The sequence below is a fragment of the Corallococcus praedator genome (genome assembly GCF_003612125.1).
GTDB classification, from domain to species: domain Bacteria; phylum Myxococcota; class Myxococcia; order Myxococcales; family Myxococcaceae; genus Corallococcus; species Corallococcus praedator.
Map to the genome: position 1 here is coordinate 1 of NZ_RAWI01000638.1, position 3,227 is coordinate 3,227.

The window sequence follows — 3,227 nt, forward strand, 5'->3', positions numbered from 1 at the left end:
GACGCGGACCGTCGCGGCGCCCCGTCCCCGGACCCCGAGCGGCGGGCGTCCTCCGCGCCCCCGGCGGAGGCGGACCGTCGCGGTGGTCCCTCGCAGGGAGATTCAGAGCGGCGAGGCTCGGCGGCGGACCGTCGCGGAGGGGGCTCGCAACAGGCCTACAGCGGCCCGGACCGACGTGGCAGCGCGCCTCCTCAGGCGTATTCCGGCCCGGACCGTCGCGGCTCCCGTCGTGACGGAGAGTCCCCGGCCGCCAACCGCTTCTGGCCCACGCAGCCGCGCAACCTCCAGGAGTGTGGTCTCAACGCGACGTTCGTGGAGGAGCTGGTCCTCAAGGCCATCTTCTTCGCCGGCGAGATGCGCGGCATGGACGTGGCCGCCCGCCTGCAACTGCCCACCACGCTGGTGGATGAGATCATCGAGGGCCTGCGCCGACAGAAGTACATCGACATCCGCGGCGGTGGCGGCTCCGGCGTGGGCCGCTCCACGATGATCTACCAGCTCACCACGTTCGTGACGGACGTGCTGCGGCAGATCCTGGACCGCAACCGCTACAACGGTCCGGCGCCCGTGCCCTTCAACGAATGGGTCGCCGCCGTGAAGCAGCAGACCGTGCGCGGCAACCGCATCACGCGCAGCCGGATGCAGGACAAGTTCGGCGACCTCATCATCCGCGACTACATCTTCGACGGCATCGGTCCGGCGATGAACTCCGGCCGCGCCATCTTCTTCTACGGCCCTCCCGGCAACGGCAAGACGGCCATCTGCCAGGGCATGGTGAACTGCTACGAGGGGGACATCTTCATCCCCCACGCGCTGCTCATCGACGACTTCGTCGTGAAGATGTTCGACGCCAACATCCACAAGGCGGTGGAGGACGAACCCGGCGCGCCTTCGTACGATCGCCGCTGGGTGCGCTGCCGCCGTCCGCTGGTGGTGGTGGGCGGCGAATTGACGCTGGAGATGCTCGACCTCGTCTACACGCCGGAGGTGAAGTACTACGAGGCCCCGTTCCAGATGAAGGCGAGCAACGGCATGCTCCTCATCGACGACTTCGGCCGCCAGAAGGTGTCCCCCAAGGACCTGCTCAACCGGTGGATCGTCCCGCTGGAGAGCGACGTGGACATCCTCACGCTGCACACCGGCAAGAAGCTCCAGGTGCCCTTCGACGTGTTCGCCGCCTTCTCCACCAACCTGGACCCCAGCGACCTCGTGGACGACGCCTTCCTGCGCCGCGTCCGCTACAAGCTGGAGGTGCAGCGCCCGGACGAAGAGCAGTTCCACGAGATCTTCCAGATGATGTGCAAGAAGCGCGGCGTGCCCTACGACGCGCGCGCCATCGACTACCTCATCGACGAGCACTACCGTCCGAACCACCGGCCCTTCGCCGCGTGCCAGCCTCGCGACCTGTTGGATCAGGTCATCGACATGGCCAACTACCAGGGCAGCAATCCGCGCCTGGATCCCGCGCTGCTGGACGCCGCCGTGCGCAGCTACTTCGTGCGCTTCGACAAGCCCGCGTCCGGGCCCACGTCCGCGTCGGCTCGCTGAAGCGGCTGGGGGCCGTTCCCCGCGAACGGCCCCCACGGCGACGGCTGAAGCCACGTGCGCACCGTCTCCAGCGGCACGTTGGCCAGCACGTCCACCACCGACAGCCCCGTCACGAAGCGGCCCTCACGCCCCTGCGCGTAGTCCGGGTGGCGGAAGCGCTGCCACAACAGGCGCACGTCCACCGCGCGGAAGCGCTCCGGCTTCAGGTACAGCGTGGAGCCCGTCCCCGAGTAGTACGTGTGCGCCCCCGTCTGCAGGCAGTACTCCACCAGCCGCTGCGTCTTGTCCTCGCCCCGGCGCTCCAGCGTGGACGCGCACACGAGGTTCGGCGTAAGGCCCAGCGGCTCGTAGAAGAGCGCCATGCTGGACAGCAGCACGCGCAGGAGCGAACCCGGCCCGGACTCGCGCGCCGCCGCGTCGTAGAAGGGCTCCAGGCGCGGCAGCACCTGCGCGCGGAAGAAGGGGCGTCCGCCGTAGAGCGTCACCAGCGTTTGAAGGTGCTTGCGAGCCCACGGCTGGCGCGTGTCCACCGACAGGTCGCGGATGCGCGTGTCGCGGTGCGGATCCTCCAGCGGAATGGACATCCACTGGAAGCCCGGCTCGGTGGGCGGCGGCGTGGGCACGCCCAGGGGCAGGGCGACGCGCGTGCGGCGCTGCCAGCCGCGACGCAGCCACTGCACGTCGTCCAGCACCACCAGCGTGCCGGCGCGGGCCACCTGCTCGTAGAAGTCCACCCACGGCAGGTAGTGGGGCTGCTCGGCGACAAGGACTCCCGGGTGTCCGGACACGCTCCGGATGATAGGGCCTTTCAGCCGCCGCGCACCGGGTGACGGAACACCGGCGGAAAGACGCGCGGGGCCTTCTTCTTGCGCACGCAGGTGGTGTCCGCGCTCATGTAGCAGGCGGAGAACGCGCGCCGCCGCTGCCCGGGCCGGCCCCTTCCGGAGCGGTGCCACACGTGGTTGTGGACGAGCAGCGCCTCGCCGGCGCGCACCGGCAGGGGGACCACGTGCGCTTCGGCATCCTCGGCCGCCACGCGGTCCGGGGGAATCACGCCCCCCAGCGCCGTCACCAGCCCCGCCCGGTGGCTGCCGGGGACGACCTCCAGGCAGCCGCCGCCCTCCGGCGCGTCGTCCAGCGCGGTCCAGATCTGCAGGTCGGGCTCCCGCGTGAGGCCCCACAGCTTCCCGCCGTCCTGGTGGAAGGGCAGGTTGCTGCCGCCCGCCGGGCCCTTGTGGAAGAGGATGGCGCGGTACAGGACGATGTCGCCGGGGATGCGGGCCCGGGCGATCCGTTCGAACAGCGGGTTCTCCAGCCACGCGAGGAAGCGCGGATCCTTCTCCAGCTTCTCCAGCTTGCGGTAGTCCAGGGACGGACCCTGCCAGCCCAGGCCCAGGGGCGCGTCCTCGTAGCGGCCGCTGGGGGCGTCGGGCTGGAAGAACAGGCCCGGGTACACCACCCGGCCGAGCATCAGGTCGTCCGCCCGTTCGCGCAGGGCCTCCACGCCCGCGTCGTCCAGCACGCGGCCCAGACGGGCGAAGCCATGCGCCTCGTAGTGGGCGAGCGCCTCCGCCACGTCCAGTCCCTGTGCCTCCATGCTGATCATTCGCGGGGCACGATCTCCCGGAGGCGGGCCCACGTCCAGCCTCGCGGACTCGGGGGGCAGGGCGGCTTCGGAG

General features: G+C 70.6%; 3 protein-coding genes. 1 reads left to right on the forward strand and 2 read right to left on the reverse strand.

Features of this window, described 5'->3' with window-relative positions:
- The coding region (locus tag D7Y13_RS40195) for a DUF8689 domain-containing protein (protein WP_120631010.1) at positions 1–1,548 on the forward strand (1,548 nt) is incomplete at its 5' end.
- Here the strand turns inward: D7Y13_RS40195 and D7Y13_RS40200 are convergent.
- Positions 1,491–2,336: a WbqC family protein gene (locus D7Y13_RS40200; RefSeq protein WP_120586147.1), complete on the reverse strand. Its 846-nt coding sequence runs from the start codon at positions 2,334–2,336 to the stop codon at positions 1,491–1,493. The two genes, D7Y13_RS40195 and D7Y13_RS40200, sit on opposite strands and share 58 nt — an antisense overlap.
- 20 nt (positions 2,337–2,356) lie before the next feature.
- The gene (locus D7Y13_RS40205; RefSeq protein ID WP_120586148.1) at positions 2,357–3,154 is read right to left on the reverse strand and encodes a phytanoyl-CoA dioxygenase family protein; all 798 of its coding nucleotides are present in this window, start codon (positions 3,152–3,154) and stop codon (positions 2,357–2,359) included.
- Positions 3,155–3,227 lie beyond the last annotated feature (73 nt).

Coding starts and splice junctions, on each gene's coding strand:
- D7Y13_RS40205 (WP_120586148.1), bottom strand. CDS start 3,154: ATGATCAGCATGGAGGCACAGGGACTGGACGTGGCGGAGGCGCTCGCC.